Origin of the sequence: Anaerotignum lactatifermentans (assembly GCF_016902535.1) — a bacterium.
Classification (GTDB): domain Bacteria; phylum Bacillota; class Clostridia; order Lachnospirales; family Anaerotignaceae; genus Anaerotignum; species Anaerotignum lactatifermentans_A.
In genome coordinates this window covers 1-1,000 of the sequence record NZ_JACSNY010000045.1, presented here as the reverse complement: position 1 = coordinate 1,000, position 1,000 = coordinate 1, and the positions used below count along the sequence as shown (strand labels likewise).

The 1,000-nt window shown below is 51.7% G+C and carries 1 rRNA gene; it reads left to right on the top strand.

The features are described 5' to 3' along the window. Window positions 1-2 precede the first annotated feature (2 nt). Window positions 3-1,000, top strand: a 16S ribosomal RNA gene (locus tag H9X84_RS12760); the annotation flags it as partial.

Genomic DNA, 1,000 nt, shown 5'->3' with positions numbered 1-1,000 from the left:
TTTAACATAAGAGTTTGATCCTGGCTCAGGATGAACGCTGGCGGCGTGCTTAACACATGCAAGTCGAACGAAGATATTAAGAATGAGAGCTTCGGCAGGATTTCTTTCTATCTTAGTGGCGGACGGGTGAGTAACGTGTGGGCAACCTGCCCTGTACTGGGGAATAATCACTGGAAACGGTGACTAATACCGCATGTGGTCCTTGGGAGGCATCTTCTGAGGAAGAAAGGATTTATTCGGTACAGGATGGGCCCGCATCTGATTAGCTAGTTGGTGAGATAACAGCCCACCAAGGCGACGATCAGTAGCCGACCTGAGAGGGTGATCGGCCACATTGGGACTGAGACACGGCCCAAACTCCTACGGGAGGCAGCAGTGGGGAATATTGCACAATGGGGGAAACCCTGATGCAGCAACGCCGCGTGAAGGAAGAAGGTTTTCGGATCGTAAACTTCTATCAATAGGGAAGAAATCAATGACGGTACCTAAATAAGAAGCCCCGGCTAACTACGTGCCAGCAGCCGCGGTAATACGTAGGGGGCAAGCGTTATCCGGAATTACTGGGTGTAAAGGGAGCGTAGGCGGCATGGTAAGCCAGATGTGAAAGCCTTGGGCTTAACCCGAGGATTGCATTTGGAACTATCAAGCTAGAGTACAGGAGAGGAAAGCGGAATTCCTAGTGTAGCGGTGAAATGCGTAGATATTAGGAAGAACACCAGTGGCGAAGGCGGCTTTCTGGACTGAAACTGACGCTGAGGCTCGAAAGCGTGGGGAGCGAACAGGATTAGATACCCTGGTAGTCCACGCCGTAAACGATGAGTGCTAGGTGTTGGGGAGGAATCCTCGGTGCCGCAGTTAACACAATAAGCACTCCACCTGGGGAGTACGACCGCAAGGTTGAAACTCAAAGGAATTGACGGGGGCCCGCACAAGCGGTGGAGCATGTGGTTTAATTCGAAGCAACGCGAAGAACCTTACCAAGGCTTGACATCCCGATGAC